At 70.1% G+C, this 16686-nt stretch carries 13 protein-coding genes and 2 pseudogenes; 8 read left to right on the forward strand and 7 right to left on the reverse strand.

Annotated features, from left to right (window positions below):
- Positions 1-125: 125 nt before the first annotated feature.
- Positions 126-3386, reverse strand: coding sequence for an efflux RND transporter permease subunit (locus IEZ10_RS35385; protein ID WP_189250875.1), 3261 nt, complete (start codon positions 3384-3386; stop codon positions 126-128).
- 114 nt (positions 3387-3500) lie between these two features.
- Here IEZ10_RS35385 and IEZ10_RS35390 point away from each other — a divergent pair, with 114 nt between their 5' ends.
- From IEZ10_RS35390 to IEZ10_RS35405, 4 genes are all read left to right on the forward strand, one after another.
- The gene (locus IEZ10_RS35390) at positions 3501-3959 is read left to right on the forward strand and encodes a MarR family winged helix-turn-helix transcriptional regulator (protein ID WP_189250876.1); all 459 of its coding nucleotides are present in this window, start codon (positions 3501-3503) and stop codon (positions 3957-3959) included.
- Positions 3960-4063: 104 nt separating this feature from the next.
- Positions 4064-4837 carry an SDR family NAD(P)-dependent oxidoreductase gene (locus IEZ10_RS35395; RefSeq protein WP_189250877.1) on the forward strand — a complete coding sequence of 258 codons (774 nt, stop codon included), beginning with the start codon at positions 4064-4066 and terminating at the stop codon, positions 4835-4837.
- Between the two features lie 367 nt (positions 4838-5204).
- Entirely contained in the window at positions 5205-6383 is a 1179-nt protein-coding gene (locus IEZ10_RS35400) for a carboxylate-amine ligase (RefSeq protein WP_229811973.1), read from the forward strand.
- A 308-nt stretch (positions 6384-6691) separates the two neighbouring features.
- On the forward strand, positions 6692-7837 hold the full coding sequence (locus tag IEZ10_RS35405) for a hypothetical protein (protein ID WP_189250878.1): 1146 nt from the start codon (positions 6692-6694) through the stop codon (positions 7835-7837).
- Positions 7838-7927: 90 nt separating this feature from the next.
- On the opposite strand, the gene IEZ10_RS35410 is transcribed toward IEZ10_RS35405, so the two are convergent.
- From IEZ10_RS35410 to IEZ10_RS39575, 6 genes and pseudogenes are all read right to left on the reverse strand, one after another.
- Positions 7928-8494, reverse strand: coding sequence for a hypothetical protein (locus IEZ10_RS35410; protein WP_189250879.1), 567 nt, complete (start codon positions 8492-8494; stop codon positions 7928-7930).
- A gap of 78 nt (positions 8495-8572) precedes the next feature.
- A complete protein-coding gene (locus IEZ10_RS39560) occupies positions 8573-9064 on the reverse strand; it encodes a Tn3 family transposase (RefSeq protein WP_308426335.1) in 492 nt (163 codons plus the stop codon).
- 16 nt (positions 9065-9080) lie between these two features.
- Positions 9081-9965 (reverse strand): annotated as a pseudogene (locus tag IEZ10_RS39565) (Tn3 family transposase); the annotation flags it as partial.
- A gap of 160 nt (positions 9966-10125) precedes the next feature.
- Complete coding sequence (locus IEZ10_RS39570; protein WP_229811974.1) at positions 10126-11229, reverse strand: DUF4158 domain-containing protein; 1104 nt, start codon at positions 11227-11229, stop codon at positions 10126-10128.
- 115 nt (positions 11230-11344) lie between these two features.
- Complete coding sequence (locus tag IEZ10_RS35420) at positions 11345-11875, reverse strand: hypothetical protein (protein ID WP_189250880.1); 531 nt, start codon at positions 11873-11875, stop codon at positions 11345-11347.
- A gap of 238 nt (positions 11876-12113) precedes the next feature.
- On the reverse strand, positions 12114-12374 hold the full coding sequence (locus IEZ10_RS39575; protein ID WP_229811975.1) for a DUF6223 family protein: 261 nt from the start codon (positions 12372-12374) through the stop codon (positions 12114-12116).
- Between the two features lie 3 nt (positions 12375-12377).
- Between IEZ10_RS39575 and IEZ10_RS35425 the strand changes: the two genes are divergently transcribed.
- From IEZ10_RS35425 to IEZ10_RS35440, 4 genes and pseudogenes are all read left to right on the forward strand, one after another.
- The gene (locus IEZ10_RS35425; RefSeq protein WP_189250881.1) at positions 12378-13847 is read left to right on the forward strand and encodes a VCBS repeat-containing protein; all 1470 of its coding nucleotides are present in this window, start codon (positions 12378-12380) and stop codon (positions 13845-13847) included.
- Positions 13848-13914: 67 nt separating this feature from the next.
- Positions 13915-15549 (forward strand): group II intron reverse transcriptase/maturase, encoded by a 1635-nt coding sequence (gene ltrA / locus IEZ10_RS35430; RefSeq protein WP_189250882.1) that lies wholly within the window; start codon positions 13915-13917, stop codon positions 15547-15549.
- A gap of 136 nt (positions 15550-15685) precedes the next feature.
- Positions 15686-16186 (forward strand): pentapeptide repeat-containing protein, encoded by a 501-nt coding sequence (locus IEZ10_RS35435; protein WP_189250883.1) that lies wholly within the window; start codon positions 15686-15688, stop codon positions 16184-16186.
- Positions 16187-16231: 45 nt separating this feature from the next.
- Positions 16232-16686: pseudogene (locus IEZ10_RS35440) on the forward strand (IS5 family transposase); the annotation flags it as partial.

Here is a 16686-nt window from a genome sequence, read left to right on the forward strand (position 1 = left end):
ACCGCCCGCCCACCACGTGGAACACCGCGCGCCGCCGCACCCCTCGAAAAGGGGGGGTACGGCGGCGCGCGGTGAGGAGAACCTCAAGGGGCCCCGGCGCCGGGACCCCTTGAGGGAAGGACCGCTCAGCCCTCCCGGGTGGCCGGCTGCAGGCCCGCGGCGTCGTAGACCTTCAGCCCACCCCGGCCGCCACCATCGCCGTCACCGCCGCCGCGGCGGCGGCGCAGCCGCTCCTTGGCCCCCTCCAGCATCACGTACAGCGTCGGCACCAGGACCAGCGTCAGGATCGTCGACGACACCAGCCCGCCGATCACGACGATCGCCAGCGGCTGGGAGATGAACCCGCCCGACCCGGTCAGGCCCAGCGCCATCGGCACCAGCGCGAACACCGTCGCCACCGCCGTCATCAGGATCGGCCGCAGCCTGCGCCGCCCACCCTCGACGACCGCCTCCGTGACGCCCATGCCCTGGGCGCGGTACTGGTTGATCAGGTCGATCAGCACGATCGCGTTGGTCACCACGATGCCGATCAGCATCAGCATGCCGATCAACGCCGGCACCCCCATCGGCGTGCCGGTCGCCACCAGCAGCCCGATCGCGCCGGTCGCGGCGAACGGCACCGACACCAGCAGGATCAGCGGCTGGGCGAAACTCCGGAACGTCGCCACCATGATCATGAAGACGATCGCGATCGCCGCGAGCATCGCCAGGCCCAGCTGACCGAACGCCTCCTCCTGGTCGGCGCTGACCCCGCCCAGGCTCCACTGCGCGCCCGCCGGCAGCGTCAGCTTCTCCAGCCGCTCGTTCAGCGCCGCCGTCACCGCGCCGACGTCCTGGCCGGTGGCCGTACCCGACACCGTGGCGCTGCGCTTGGAGTCGATCCGGGTGACCTGCGTCGGACCGGCGGCCCGCACCACCTCGGCCACGTCCGACAGCTTCACCACACCCGTGGCCGTCGGCAGCTTCAGCGCACCGATCTCCTTGAGATCCTCCGGAGCGTCCCCGGAACGCAGGATCACATCCTCACTGCGGCTCTCCACCGTGACCTGACCCATCGGCGCGCCGCGGAACCGCTGCGCCACCAGCTGGCCGATCTGCATCTCACTCAGCCCGCGCGCCGCGGCCTTCTTGCGGTCCACCCGCACCTCGACGCGCTCACCGCCGGCCTGCAGGTTGGAGGAGACGTCCCGCAGCTGCGGCAGATCCGCCATGGCCTTGCGCACCTGCTCCGCCGCGGCCCGCAGCGCCTCGGTGTCGGGCGCCTGCACGATCACCTTCAGCTGGTCCGCCGAGCCGCCCATGCCGCCCTGCGACGCGCCGACCGTGACGTCCCCGACACCGTCGAGCCCGGCCAGCCGCTGCCGCAGCGTCTCCTGCACCGCCTCGGCGTCGGCGTCCTCGCGCAGCGTCATCGAGTACGAGGCGCTGTCACCCGACCCGCCGGAACCGCCGAAGAAACCACCGCCGGAGCCGACCGTCACCTGATACGACGCCACCTGCGGCAGGGAGGTGATGACCTTCTCCACCTTCTTGGCCGCCGCGTCGGTGGTGGCCAGGTCGGTACCGGCCGGCATCTTCTGGCTCACCGACACCGCGTCCCCGCCCGAGGCGCTCAGGAAGTTCGTCTCCAGCCGCCCCGCAAGACCCATCGTGAGGGCGAACACCACCACACCCACCGCCAGGGTGATGAGGCGATGCCCGGTGGCGAACCGCAGCACCGGCAGATAGGCCCGCTGCAACGGGCTGCGCAGCTCCTTGGCCTCGGCCTCCTCCCGCAGCCGCCGCATCCGCTGCGGATCGGCCTTCGGCGTCTTGAGGAACCAGTAGGCCAGCACCGGCACCGCCGTCAGCGACACCAGCAGCGACGCCAGCAGCGCCACCGTGACCGTCACCGCGAACGGCGCGAACAGCTGCCCCACCATGCCGCCGACCACCGCGATCGGCACGAACACCGCGACCGTCGTCAGCGTCGAGGCCGTCACCGCGCCGCTGACCTCCCGCACCGCGGCCAGCACCGCCTCACCCTTGGCCTCGCCGTACTCCAGGTGCCGCTTGATGTTCTCCAGCACCACGATCGAGTCGTCCACCACCCGGCCGACCGCGATCGTCAACGCGCCCAGCGTCAGCAGGTTCAGCGAGTAGTCCCCCAGCCACAGCGCGATCAGCGCGATCACCACCGACAGCGGGATCGACACCGCCGTCACCAGCGTCGAACGCACCGACAGCAGGAACACCAGGATCACCACGACGGCGAACGCCAGGCCCAGAAGACCCTCGGTCGTCAGGTCCTCGATCGAGCGCTCCACGTAGGGGGCCTGGTCGAACACCACCGTGATCGCCGAGGCGTCACCGACCGCGCGGACCAGCTCCGGGATCTTCTCCCGCACCGCGTGCGAGATCGCCACCGCGTTGCCGTCGGGCGTCATCGTGACCGACACCCCCAGGCTCGGCTCGCCGCCGGTGCGCGTCAGCGACGTCGCCGACGCGAGCGCCGTCTCCACCGTCGCCACATCCCCCAGCCGGACCGGCTGGGGCCGGGGCGGAGCCGCCACCGCACCCCGCGCACCCTGCGCGCCGCCCTGCGTACCCTGCGCGCCCGGGGGGACAGCCGTACGGCCCTGCGGCTGCGCCTGCTGCGGCGCGACGGCCGGCGCCAGATACAGGTCCCGCAGATCCTCGATCGAGGAGATCCGCCGGCCCACCTGCACCGTCAGCGACCTGCCGTCGGCCACCAGGCTGCCCGCCGGGACCGGCTGGCCGTTGGCCCGCAGCGCGTCGGCGATCGCGGTCGCCGCGATCCCCCGCGCCGCCAGCTTCACCGGATCGGGGGTGATGACCACCGTCTCCTTGCGCGTACCGGTCACCGTCGCCTGCCGCACCCCGGCGATGCCCTGCAGCTGCGGCACCACCAGCCGCTCCAGCCGCTCGGCCATCGCCTGCTCGTCCCCGCCGGTGCCCACCGCCAGCGTCATCACCGGGATGTCGTCGGTGCCGCCGGAGATGACCTGCGGATCCACGCCCTCCGGCAGCCGCGCCGAGATCCGCGACAGCGCCTGCTGCATCTTGGCGACCGAGTCGTCGATGTCGGTGCCGTAGGCGAACGCCACCTGCACCTGCGCCGACCCCTCCCGGGAGGTGGACGTCACCTCCTCCACCCCGGCGAGGCCCTGGAAGGCGTCCTCGACGGGCGCGGTGACCTGTTCCTCCACGATCTCCGGGGACGCCCCCGGGTAGGAGGCGACCACGAACGCCCCGGGAAACGACAACGACGGCAGCAACTGCTGCTTCAACGACGGGATCGCGAAAGCGCCGAACGCGCTCAGCACGACCGCGATCAGGATCACGAGGCTGCGGTTGGCGAGGCTCAACCTGGCCAGGGCGGTCATGGGGGCCGACTCCTAGGGGACGTCACAGGGAATTCCGCCCCACACTAACACTTAGCCTCAGGCGAATATTCAGTCACACCCGATGTTCCTGATAACCTTCTCAGGAAGCGAGAGGTGCACGTGAACGACGAACGCGACCAGCTGATCGACCGCATCAGCGCCACCCAGCGTGACCTGGGCCGCCTGATCACCCGGCAGCACCACTCCCCCCTGTTCGACTCCAACCTCACCATGCGTCAGCTGAAGGTCGTCCTCCTCCTGTCCTGCCAGGACTCCGCCTCCGGTCAGGACCTCGCCCATCACCTCGGCGTCGGCCTGGCCACCGTCACCGGCATCGTCGACCGCCTCGTCGCCCACGGCCTGGTCACCCGCCGCGAAGACCCCCACGACCGCCGCGTGCGCCGCATCCAGCTCACCCCCCGCGGCCGCGCCCTCACCGAGCAGATCGCCGACGCGGGCCTCGCCGACTTCCACCGCCTCCTGCAGCGCCTGGACACCCCCACCCTCCACGACCTGGCCACCGTCCTGGCCAAACTCCACAGCGCCGCCCGCGCCCTGGCCACCGGCAACTGACCCCCGCACCCCGGCCGCCCCCGGCCCTTCCGCCGCCTCACCCCCGGCCCCGGCCCCCGCCGCACCGCCACCACCCCGCCCGACCCGCCGCCCGGAAGAGAACCATGCCCGCCTACCTGGAAACCCTCTTCTCCCTCACCGGCCGCACCGCCCTCGTCACCGGCGCCGCCTCCGGCATAGGCCACGCCATCGCCGAAGCCCTCGGCCGAGCCGGCGCCTCCCTCGTCATCACCGCCCGCCGCCCCGGCCCCCTCACCCAGGCCGCCGAACGCCTCACCGCCCTCGGCGTCCACACCACCGCGATCCCCGCCGACCTCGCCGACCCCTCCGCCATCGACGACCTGTGCCGGCAGGCCACCGCCTCCCACGGCGACATCGACATCCTCGTCAACAACGCCGCCAACAACATCCGCCGCCCCCTCGACGACCTCACCGCCCACGACTACGACCACACCCTCGCCGTCAACCTCACCGCCCCCTACCTCCTGGGCCGCTTCTTCGGCCCCCGCATGGCCGCCCGCGGCTGGGGCCGCATCATCAACCTCGGCTCCCAGCAGTCCCTCAGAGCCTTCGGCGACAGCGGCGCCTACGGCATCGCCAAAACCGCCGTCACCGGCCTCACCCGCTCTCAGGCCGAGGCCTGGTCCCCGCACGGCGTCTGCGTCAACACCCTCATCCCCGGCTTCACCCTGACCCCCCTCACCCTCCCCGCCCAGGCAATCCCCGGCCGCGTCGAAGCCCTCGCCGCCCGCACCATGAACCGCCGCAACGCCGTCCCGGCCGACTACGCCGGCATCGCCGTCCTCCTCGCCTCCCCCGCCGGCGCCCACATCACCGGCCAGTCCATCTGCGTCGACGGCGGCTTCTCCTCGTACTGAGCCCGCACCGAGCCCGCCCGGGGCGCCCCGCCTCCCGCGGCGGCGCGGCTTCACCCCGTCGTTGTCTGTTTTTGGTGTTCTCTTGGGATTTTCACTGATCAGAGCTGCTTTACGAAGTAGATCAATAAATGCTCCGGACCGGGCGGACGTGCCGCCCGGCCACCGCGAGGTGTGAGACGCCCGCTGGCGGGCAGCGGTCTCCGCGCAGCTCAGCGCCATACCGCCCCGCCCGCCCCCACCGCCACGCGCGGCCCCGGGCCCCGCGGGACCGTACGGCGCCGCGCCCGCCCACGGACCGAACCATCCCCCCGGGCGGCCGGGACCCCGACCCGGCCACCCGGGGAACCGATACCAGAAAAGAGACACGGTGGCCCAGCAAGGAAGCATCGACTCACCCGCCGGCCCGGACACGGCGCCCCGGACGCAGCCCCCCTCCTCCCCCGCCGTCCTGCCCGTCGGCGTGGAGGAGGAGTTCTTCCTCATGGATCCCGACACCGGGCAGACCGCCCCGCGCGCCTCGGCCGTCCTGGCGACCGTACGGCCCCGGCAGCGCGAGCTCACCCAGCGGGAGTTCACCGCCTGCCAGGTCGAGATCGCCTCCAACCCCCACACCGACCTCGGCCTGCTGCGCGCCGAGCTGACCGACCTGCGCACCGAACTGGCCCGCGCGGCCCGCGACGCCGGGTGCCGCCTGATCGCCTCCGGCTCGGCGCCGCTGGAGCACTCCGCCAGCGGCGCCCGCCTCACCGACAACCCCCGCTACAAGTGGATGGCCCACGAGTACGGCGCCATGGCCCGCGGCGAGAACTGCTGCGGCTGTCACGTCCACGTCGAGGTGCCCGACCGGGAGGAGGCCGTCCAGGTCTGCAACCACCTGCGGCCCTGGCTGCCCACCCTGCTGACGCTGACCGTCAACTCCCCCTTCACCGGCGGTGCCGACAGCCGCTACGGCAGCTGGCGGGCGATGGCCTTCTCCCGCTGGCCCAGCGCCGAGCTGCCGCCCTACTTCGACACCGCCGCCGACTACACCGCCACCCTGCAGGCCCTCATCGGCTCGGGCGCCATCCTGGACGAGGCCATGGTGTACTGGCTGGCCCGCCCCTCCCACCACCTGCCCACCGTCGAGGTGCGGGTGGGCGACGTGTGCCCCACGGTGGAGGAGTCGGTCGCCTTCGCCGCCCTCGTGCGCGCCCTGGTGACGACCGTGCTGGGCGACGTCCGCGCCGGGGTGCCCGCGCCCCGGCCGCACGAGCCGCTCCTGCACGCCGCCTACTGGCGGGCCGCCCGCGACGGCCTGGAGGGCCAGGGCCTGGAGCTGACCTCGGCCACCCTGGTGCCGGCCTGGCGGCTGGCCGAGCAGCTCCTGGAACGCGTCCGCCCCGCCCTGTCGGCCGCAGGCGACACCGACATGGTCGTGGACCACCTCTCCCGGCTGCGCGAGACGGGCTCGGGGGCCGCCCGGCAGCGGGCCGCCTTCGCCGAGCGCGGCAGCTTCGCCGACGTCGTGACGGCGCTGAGCCGGCAGACCGCGCCGCTGGCCGGCTGACCCCGCCGTCCGGCGGAGCGGCTCTCACCGGGGCGGCCGGGTCAGGCCGCCCCGGGTCAGGCCGCCGCCCATCACGGGATGCCGTTAACGAACGTGTCACCAGCCGCCATAGGAGACGATCAAGGCCGGGAGCCCCTTCCGCCGTACGGATGTCCGGATAGCTCCTCAGATCCCAGCCGACATGTGTCAGAGAATCCGGCATCGGACTTTATTCTGACGCGTTCTCGGCAGCCCCTGTGTGTGGTGCTGGGGTGTACCCCAGCACCACACACAGGGGCTGGTCCTCGGACGCTGATCTCATCAGCGAGATGATCCGCAACGGCGGTAGGGTCCGTCGCGTGCCCCTGAATCCGAATGATCTCCTCACCGAGGGCGCCGCGATACGCCTGGCCGGCGACAACGTCATCGGCTGCGAGACCGACGGCGCCTCCGTCCTGCTCGGCGACGCTGCAACAGTGATCATCGCGGACCCGCGGGACGGGCTCGACGTGAGCGGCGTGTGGAACAGCCGCCGGTTCCACCTTCACGGACCATTCGTCAACGACGTTGGCGTCCGCCTGTTCGGACATCCCCCGAACTCTCCCGGATGGAGCTGGAGCTGGAGCCGGCGTCCGGAAGCACGGCCAGTCCACCTGCTGACCCGACTGCCGGAAGGCTGCGTATACCTGGGAGTCGGCAAGCCCGGGCAGGCCGGATACACGAACGGGTGTCTGGACTACGCCGCCCTGACGATAGAGCCGGAACTGACCCCGGAGCTCCTGGACCGGGTCAGGCCGCCCGCCGAACCCGAGACATTGCCGAACCTGGACTGGCTCACGTGTATGACCGCCAGCCCGCTCGAAGCGCTGACGCGGTTCGTCGAGGGTTGGATCCCCGAGGCCGGCCAGGACCTCGGCGACTTCGCCGCGGCACCATGGGATGTTCCTGAACCGCTTGCCGTGTTCTACCGGCTGGCCCGACACCGTCCTGCGCTGCTCGGCGTTCAGAACCGGCTGCGGCCTCCACACGCTTGGCGGGAGGCGCACGACGGCCTGATCGCCTTCGGAGACGAGAACCAGGGCGGCTTCACCTGGTTGTTCGATCCATCGCGCCCCGACCCTGAGGTATGGATCGACCAGGACGGGTACGAGCCGCGCCGCGAGCACCAGCCGATGAGCGGCTTCCTGCTCCAGTTCGCTTTGTATGAGGCCATGATGAACGCCCCCTACAAGGCCCTGCGCACCGATTTGGCCGCTGAGTACGTCGACACGCTGGCAGCCGCGCTGACTCCGGTGCTGTGGGAGCCCTGGCGCTGGCCGAACGACTCCACACGCTTCTACGTCGCATCCGGCGTGATCGCCGAGACGACGGACCAGTGCCACGGGAACACCTCAGTGTGGGTCGGCGCGGTACATCGCAGTGTTCTGCGGCCGCTGGGGCGGCTCGGAATCCCCTGGACCAAATTCGACGGCTGAGCCACCGACGGTCCAAGCAACGTGCCCGGATCATCGTCCCACGGCCCGTCAGCTCGGATTCGGCCCCGCGAGCCCGCTCTGGGGCCTTGATCAGACTCCGAGCCCGGCGCGCTCGGCGACGTCCGTGTCGAAGATGACGAGCACATCGTCGGTGCCCAGGTGGAACGGCCCGTCAGGCTCGTACGTAGCCGAGCGGCCGACAGCGATCCACACCTGACCAGCGGCGGTCCGCACGTGGATGGCCTCCGGCACCGGAGTCGGGGCGCCGTGCTCCTCGCCGCACCACTGGACGCGGCACGACTCGATCGGGGCGGAGAGAATCCCGGCCCAGAGGGGGTGCTCCGCGACCGCGACTCGCGCCGACCCGCCCGGTTCGTCGATGCGGCAGAGGAAGCCGCGCATGGGCGCCGGGTAGAGCTCGACCCCGTAGTAGTCGAACGTGCTGCCCCACACCGCCGAGTAGGCTCCGCCGTCGTCCATGGTCAGCTCGACGCCCATCGTGGGCTCGTGCCACGCGTCGTAGTCCCACTCGTCGGGATCGGCGCCCTCGTCGCCGCCCATCAGCACGAAGTAGTCGACCGCGACGATGGTTCGTCCACGCAGGCCGACGACGAGTCGTTCGTAGCTGTCGGAGGTCAGGAGCGACGCGGTACTCACCGGGGCATCCTGGCAGTGGCACTCCGACCTGGGCGAGCGGATTTCGCGGGTCGGGACGGGCAGGACGCTCACGGGGCGTCAGCTGGGACCGTCGCCGATGACCAGGCGCGAGGCGAGATCGAGGCGAACCTCACCGTAGGGGCGAATGTGACTCCAGAAGAGCGGGGTCAAGCCGCGGCGGTCGGCGGGGGCGAGCACCTCGGACCAGCGGGGCTCCGCCAGGACGTCCTGGAGCATCAGGGTGTTCAGGTAGACGATCGATGCCTGGAGGATGCGCAGGCACATGGCGGCCATCTCGACCTCCTCCCGGTTGTTCGTGGAGATCTCCCCGCCCTTGCCGTAGTAGATCACCGCGTTGGCGCGGTTCCACGCCTCCACCACGTTCAGGCCCTCCTCGATCTCGCGCTGCAGGTCCCGATCTCGCAGGTAGCGGGCGACGAACCGGGTGCGCTGGGCGCGGCCGATCTCCAGCATGGCCTGGTAGGCGGGGTGAGAGGCCGCGCGGGTGAAGCGGGAAAGGATCGCCTCGGTGGAGGCGCTGCCGGTGCGGATCGCGGTGGCGTACTTGATGACCTTGGTCGTAGTTGTTCTCGATCACGTCCCAGCGGATCGGCCGGGTCATGGCCGCGCGCAGGTTCGGGAACCGGTCGGCGTCCCCGGCGACCGGCCGGTACAGGCGCACGTGGTTGATCTGCTTGATCCGCGGTAGCAGTTCGATGTTCAACAAACGGGTGATGCCGAACCCGATCTCCGACTGGCCGTGCGAATCCACATAGTTGCCTTCCAACCTCATCGTGGTGCCGTGCCGGATCGCGCCCTCCACCATCGCCGCGACCTCGGAGGCGGAGGCCTTCAGCGTCTGGCAGTGCACCACGACCGAGCCCAGCTCCACGTGCCAGTAGACCAGGATCCCCCGCCCGCCGTAGCGCGAGTGCCACTCGGTGAACAGGTTCTGGTCCCAGGAGCGGAAGTGCGTCGAATCCGACGCCACCGCCGTCGAGCTCTGGCCCCACAATCCGGCGTCGCGGGCGGCGAAGGTGGCGTTGGCGATCTCGGTAGCGATCAGCCGTGCGGCATCCAATGTCAGGTAGCGCCGGCGCGCGTAGCGCACCTCCTCCTCGCTGTGGCCGCTGTCCACGCCGATGACCTGGCGGATCCCTGTGTTCATGCCGTAGGCGTAGATCGCCAGCATCAGCCGCTCGGCCAGCACCTGGGCGTCCAGCGTCCCACCCCCGGACAGGGCGGCGACCTTGTGCAGGCAGCCCGTGCGCAAAATCGCCTCCTTGAGGATGTCGATCAGCGGCACGGCCTGCCAGCGTCGGCCCACCCCCGCCTTGACCTTGCGCAAGTTCCGCGGCTCCTCCTGCGGTCCGGGGGCGCTGAAGCGGATCGCGCCCGTCTTGCGCTCGGTGATGTCCACCCAATCCAGCCCGCCGATCTCCTCGTCGAGCACCATCAGCTCGGCGGTCATCTCCTCGCGCAGCTGGTCCACGAACTCGCGCGGATTCAGCGGCTTGCGCAGCTCGCCGTAGTGCTCGGCGCGACGGGCCTCGAAATCCCTCGGCAGATCCTCGTCCGGGTCGCGCCACCGGCCTGCGCTCGCCACCCAGATCTCCTTGCACCGCAACTGCTCACGCAGAGCCTGGAAGGTCACGACCTCGAAGACCACCCGCACCACCCGCCGCCGGCCCCGGGTGTCCTCCTTGAACACCACCTCCGCCCACTGCCCCGTCGTGCCCTGATGCTCCGGGACCTGCTCGCCGAGGGGGTAGTAGGTGGTGTTCCCCGCCCGCGCATACCGGTTGATCAGCGCCAGCGCGTCGATCACCGGCTGATGGGCGGTGTTGCCGGAGCAGATCCACCAGCGTGTCGGTCACCTCCCGCTCCCGCTCCACGAGCAGCGCGGCCAGCAGCGTCAACCGCGACTGCGGGGATCTGCGGCGCAGATGCGACGGGGACTCGACCACAGCCTGCTGCCGCCAGCCGGCCAGCACCTTCGGCGCGGTGTCCGCGAACAGCCCCGTAGGAAGGCCCACCGCGCGAATCGCCCGCAGCTTGCGGATCTCTCTCAGCATCGACTCCAGACTCACGTTCCCCGGCAGCGACTTCACCAGCGCCAGCACCGACTCCTCGTCGCCGTCCTCCTCGTCCCCCGGTGCGGCGGCCATCTCAGACTCCTCCCCGACCAGGGCCAGGACCCGGCCGCGGACGGCGTCCGGTACGCGTTCCCAGACGGTGAGGAACCAGTTCTCCTCCGCGTTGTGCAGGGCCGAGCGCACCATCCGCGTCACCCGGTCCGCAGTCGGCGGCTCGACGGACTCCTCCCGCAGCCGCTTCAGCAGCTCTTCGCGGACCCGATCCGCATTGCGCTCCGCGTGGGCGATGTCGGTGGTCAGCCAGACCGTGAACTTGTCCGCGTCCGCCACCGAGCACTCACGAAACCCCAGGTGGGCGCGTATCTGACCGCGGTGCCGCTCGATCGTCCGGCCTGCCCACTCGTACAGGCCGAACTCCGCCCCGGACACCTTGACCTGACGGGCGACGAACTCGACCACCTCGTCGGAGAACTCCGCCCGGCCGCGCGGGAACCGGCCGTGCCGCGTGTAGAACTTCAGCACCAGCGCGAATCCGAGCCGCTGGGCTCCACCGCGCTTCTCCAGCACCAGGTCCCGCTCATCGTCGAGGACCGTCCAGTGATCGACCAGCTCGTCCATGCCCGTCGGCTCGCGGCTCATGGCCAGGCATCATGCCGGACATGAGCAGGACACGAAGTCGGAACGACGAAGCCTCCGCGAGCTTGTGGCGGCTGGTGACACGTTCGTTAACGGCACCCGGTGTACTGCCGGATCGCTACTGCCGGATCGGCAGGCCGGTGGCGGGGGCGAACGGCTCCCGCCGTTGCACGACGGTCTGTCGCACCCCCTGGTCGAGCTGGGCCGCCACGCGGTGTTGCCCCTCGAAGTAGCGCCATTCGGCGTTGGGTTCGGTGTTCGGCTCGATTCCTCCGGTGCAGGCCAGGGCGAGGACCGCGTCCTGTTCCCGGTTGCCGAGACCTTGCTCGTCAAGGCGTTCGACGGCGTAGTCGCTGATGCGTTCGCCGTGCAGGCCGGCGGCTTGGGCCTGGCGGACCAGACGAATGGCCGCCCCTGCGGCCTGGCGCCAGTCCACCTGGTGGTGCCAGCAGCACGCACGTGGGGCCTGGCGGGGCACGAGCCAGGGAGCCAGGCGGCGGATCCGCCGCCTGACCCAGACCTTCGGGCCGATCATGCAGTCCGGTTCGCGGATCTCGTTGGGCACGGGCAGGCGGACGACCTTCACCACTTCATACACCGGCTCATACACCGGCTGGATCGACTCGCTCGGCTCCGGCATGTATCCCATCTTTGCCTGCCTGGAGTGGGCGGGCCGGGGCAACGGGCGAAGTCATCGAGCCGCCGCGCCCGCCGCATCGGGATCGGTGCTGGTCTTGGCGTGGGCCTCCACACGCGCGAAGTCGTCGTCGCTCACCCCGAGATCGTTTCATGGGTACGTTTCACACATCCAGCGTTTTGCACCGACCTATGAAACAGAGGAAGCCCAGCACGCGCTGGGCGATGGCGGCCGTTTTACAGGCGGCCGCTTATGAAACACGCGGTCGGAGGTCATGAGGCCTCGATCGCGCGCTTGTGTGCGCGGCGGTCAGCCGCTCCGGCTGAGTGCGGCGGGAGCGGGTCAGAGCCAGCCCGCCGAGGACCGCACCGATGAGGCCCAAGCACCAGGACCAAGGCCCCTCGAATACTCCGTTGCCGGTGCCGAGACCACCGTCAGTCGCCGCCGCCTCTCTGAGATACCCGGCAACGCACCGGATGACGTCCCCTGGCTCGGGCCGAACTATGATCATCGGATGCGTTCCCCCGTTTCGGGAAAACTCGCAATCTGCCTCCTCGCCGGATTCGCCGCCGTGGCATGCAGCGCGATGCCCACGCCCGCCCCGACGCCGCCCCCGGTCACAACGCCACCCCCGGTCACGACCCCGACGCCGGCGGATGCTGCCACCTCGGCTCCGCCACCGAGCGTCACGCCCTTCACCGCCGTCGTCCCTCCCGCGGCGAGCGTCGTCGCGGCTGCCCGCAAGGTTCGGGCCGCGCATGACTACAACGGCGATGGCTACCCCGATCTGGTCGTCGGAGCCCCTCAGGCCACGGCGGACGGCAAAGCGCTGATCCTGCGGGCCGAGGTGCTGTACGGCTCCGCCGACGGCCTCACCACCACCAAACGCGAGATCGTTTCCACCGGCGTCGTGGCACCCCGCACAGATGACGAAACCCTGAGTCTCGCCTCCGGCGACTTCGACCGAGATGGATACGCCGACCTGGCGATCGTTGTACCGGTGGCGAATGACCCCGCCGCCCCGCAGGAACTTCGCACCAACCACCAGCTGACCATCGTCTTCGGCACCGCCGATGGGCTCTCCGGCACACCGGTCACCGTGACGCAGCCGCCGGCGGCCGGGTGGCTCAACCTCCTGACGGCCGCCGGAGACTTCAACAAGGACGGATACCAGGATCTGGTCGTGACGGACGACACCAGGGTGTGGGTGACCTATGGCGGCCACGGCATCAGGAAGGGACGGGCAAGCTGGAAGACCGTCCTGTCAGAGGCCGCCTACGTCGGCTCGTTCGCGACCGGAGACGTCACCGGCGACGGCTTCGTCGACCTCGCTGTGGCCTATTCGGTGGGCGATCCAGCCGAAGAGGGAACGGGCGTGGTGTACCGTGGCTCGCCGACCGGCCTGGCGGGCCGTGTGCCCGGCATTTTCCCCGGCTGGGGCGTGGGCGCCGTGGCGATCGGCGACATCGACGGCGACGGCTTCGGCGACGTGATCGCGGGCAATTCCTACGCAGACGCCGAGGACTCGGGAGGCCAGATCTACATCAGCAGAGGCTCGGCTGGCGGGCTGGCCGAGCGGCGGTTGCTGGGGCCAGGCTCTCCGGGCATGCCCAAGACCACGGATGTCGCTGGCGGCTTCGGCTCATCCGTTGCCGTCGGCGATGTCGACGCCGACGGGTACAGCGACGTCGCTGTCGGCGGCGGTGGAGATACCGGGGCCGTCTACATCCTGCGTGGCCGACGCGGCGGCCTGTCGGCCCGGGATGCCCAGGTGCTCGTCCCCGAGACCGTCGGCATCTCCGACCCCAACACGGCGGGATTCGGCCAGGCCGTGTCCCTGATAGACCTCGACGGCGACGCCGCCGCCGAACTCCTCGCCGCCGCTTACGGGGCCGTGTCCGTGTACTCACCATCTGGACGCAGCGCCCCCGTCCACGTCACCCCCGAGCAACGAGGCGACGACTTCGGCTACCCGTTGAACTAACGCCCTGTAAGAGCGGCGCCGGGGATGGAACGTAAACTCTTATTGCAGAGAGTTACTCTGGGGCTGGTTGCACGGACCCGAGTGGGGCCCGTCCTGGTCGAACACGCTGATCAGCGTGCGGCAGGTCGCGCAGCGCAACGTGGGACGTCGGACGGCGGGGATCGACGGCGAGGTCGCGCTGACCTCGATCGAGCGGATGAAGACGGCACGGCAGGTCCACCACAGCCGGGCCACCTGGGATCCCCTGCCCGTCCGACGGGTGTATGTCCCCAAGTCCAACGGGCGGCAGCGTCCGCTCGGCATTCCAGTGATCATGGACCGCTGCCATCAGGCAAGGGTTCGCAACGCGCTGGAACCTGAATGGGAGGCCCGGTTCGAGCCGAAGCCGTATGGATTTCGACCGGGCCGGAGCTGCGCGGACGCGATCGGCGCGTTACACGTCACCCTCAGAGGAGCCAACAGGCGAGTGTGGATCCTGGACGCCGACCTGTCGGCGGCCTTCGACAGGATCTCTCACGACGCCCTGCTGGCCGCGCTCGGGTCGTTCCCCGCGAAGGGGATGATCCGGGACTGGCTGAGGGCTGGCGTGATCGAGAACGGGTCATTCGCCTCCGCCGAGGAGGGCACTCCTCAAGGTGGGGTGATCAGCCCGTTGCTGATGAACGTCGCCCTTCATGGACTGGAGACAGCCGCAGGAGTGCGCTACTACGAGTCCGTCTCTTGGGCGGGCAAGACGCGGCGCACTTCCCCGGTGCTGGTGAGATACGCAGACGACCTGGTGGTGTGCTGCCACAGCCAGCGGCAGGCCCAGCAGGTCAAGGACAACCTCGCGCGCTGGCTGGCTCCTCGGGGGCTGGCCTTCAACGAGGACAAGACCCAGATCGTCCACCTCACCGAGGGATTCGATTTTCTGGGGTTCAATGTCCGCCGTTACCCGAACGGCAAGCTGCTGATCAAACCCAGCCCAGCGGCCGTCAAGCGGATCCGGGAACGGCTGGCGGCCGAGGTCCGCGCATTGCGCGGAGGCAACGCCGCCAGGGTGATAACCAAGCTCAGCCCCATCACCCGTGGCTGGGCCGCCTACTACCGAGGGGTGGTGTCCAGCGAGATCTTCGCCTCGCTGGACCACTACGCCTGGAAACTGCTCTACAAATGGGCCAAGCGCAGCCACCCCACCAAGTCGAAGAGATGGATCATCCGCCGCTACTTCGGCAGGTTCAACAAGTTCAGGAACGACCGCTGGGTGTTCGGCGCCCGCGACCGGCTCGACCGGACCGGCCGACCGTTCTACCTGGTCAAGTTCTGCTGGACCGACATCGTTCGGCACCAGGTGGTCACGGGACGATCATCTCCGGATGACCCCGACCTGATCGACTACTGGGTCTCCCGCAGGCGGCGGGTCACACCGCCGCTGGACAGCTATAACCTCCGCCTGCTCGACAGGCAGAAGGGACGCTGCCCGCTCTACGGAGACCACCTGCTCACCACAGACCAACCACCCCAATCCCCGCACGAGTGGGAGAGATGGTGGTTGGGCACGGCGCGCAGGGCCATTGCCGCTGACTACCTGACACACCAGGGCCGCAGCGGCCAGGACGGTGACAGAACCCGCTTGGTGCACACCTCCTGCAACCAACGGCTACACGCCCGACATCGCAGAGAAATTTCACGTCAACCCGCAACGCCCTCGCGGCTTGCTTGAGCCGGATGCGGTGCCAAGCCGCACGTCCGGTTCTGAGGGGGCCGGGGCGCAGTAATGCGTCCCGGCTACCCGACACGCTCCGCCCGAACCAGCACCTACCCCCGATCCCGGACAGAACCGCAAGGAGGCGTTGCAGGTGGCCCGGCGCCGCTACCGGGCCGCCCGCGTCGGCATCCCCCTGCCCTCCGAACCTGTGCCGCAGCAGAAGGACGGCGACCGGGAGGGCGAGTTGCAGGTGCGGTTGACCGCTCAGAGCATCCTGACCGCCCGCCTGCGCGACGACCGCCCCGCGGACCAGCGCTCCACCCTCCCGGCCGCACCGACCTTCTGGGAGGGGATGGGCCTGAATCTGAGCGGCGCCACCCTCATCGACTTCTCCATGACGAATGGCCATGTCACCGAGGCCATCTTCAATAAGGCGACCTTCAGCGGGAGCGCCTGGCTCGCCGAGGCAACCTTCACCGAGAATGCCTGGTTCAACAAGGCGACCTTCGAGAGCGCCTGGTTCACCGGGGCGACCTTCCACAAGACTGCCCAGCTCGGCGCGGCTGTGGTGGTCGATCCAGCAGCCAATCATGCGTGGCCGGACGGGTGGCGGCTAATAGCTCCTAACAGAATGATCTCCGTTGTGGTTTGATCTCTCGCTGTAACGGCAGCGGGAGGGGTGAGCGGGTTGGCGCGGCTGAAGCCGTGGGAGGTCGGTGACGAACTGTGGGCGATCATCGAGCCGCTGTTGCCCAAACACCAGCGGCGAGCCCGCCGGCCAGGGCGAAAGCGTCCGGATGACCGCCTGGCGCTGCAGGGCATCCTGTTCGTGCTGCACACCGGCATCGCGTGGGAGCATCCGCCGCAGGAACCGGGGTACGGCTCGGGCATGACGTGCCGGCGGCGGCTGAACGAGTGGCACAAGGCCGGGGCCTGGCAGCGCCTGCACGAGGTGCTCCTGGCCAGGCTCAGGGCGGCGGACGCGATCGACCTCTCCCGGGCCTCGGCGGACTCCTCCCACATCAGAGCCCTAAAAGGGGGGGGCGCGGACCGGGCCGTCCCCGGTCGACCGGGGACGATCCGGCAGCAGGCACCATCTGATCGTCGATGCCACCGGCATCCCTTTGGCGGTGATCCTGACCGGCGGCAACC

The sequence above is a fragment of the Streptosporangium pseudovulgare genome (genome assembly GCF_014648055.1).
In the GTDB taxonomy this organism is placed as follows: domain Bacteria; phylum Actinomycetota; class Actinomycetes; order Streptosporangiales; family Streptosporangiaceae; genus Streptosporangium; species Streptosporangium pseudovulgare.